This is a genomic window from Agromyces sp. NPDC055658 (genome assembly GCF_053618155.1).
Genome location: NZ_JBSHHD010000116.1, coordinates 1 through 417 on the forward strand (window position 1 = coordinate 1; position 417 = coordinate 417).

At 69.1% G+C, this 417-nt stretch carries 1 protein-coding gene; it reads right to left on the reverse strand.

What is annotated here, in order from left to right:
- Positions 1-103 precede the first annotated feature (103 nt).
- The coding region (locus ACWGPE_RS18950; RefSeq protein WP_452049306.1) for a response regulator transcription factor at positions 104-417 on the reverse strand (314 nt) is incomplete at its 5' end.

Sequence of the window (417 nt, forward strand, 5' to 3'; positions counted from 1 at the left end):
ACACCCGGGCCGCTCGACGCGGCCCGGATGAGTTCGCGCAGCAGGGCCAGTTCACGGTCGGCGGTGAGGTCGATCGGGCCGAGTTCACGTGCGGGTTTGTCGGTCATTGGTAGATGCCTTCACGCAGTGCCGTCGCCACCGCGCCCGCCCGGTCGCTGACCCCGAGCTTGCGATAGATGGAGCGTAGGTGGGTCTTCACGGTTTCCTCGCCGATCACCAGCTTGTTGGCGACACCGCGGTTGGACAGGCCTGCGACGACGAAGGACAGGATCTCGCTCTCGCGCTGGGTCAGCCCCTGCCGGACCCCCGGCCAGAACTCGTCACGCTGCAGCCGGGCCGCGGTACCGGCCGCGCGGGCCGCCATACCCGGATCGATCGCGGTCTGGCCGCTGTGGGCGAATTCGAGCTGACGCACCA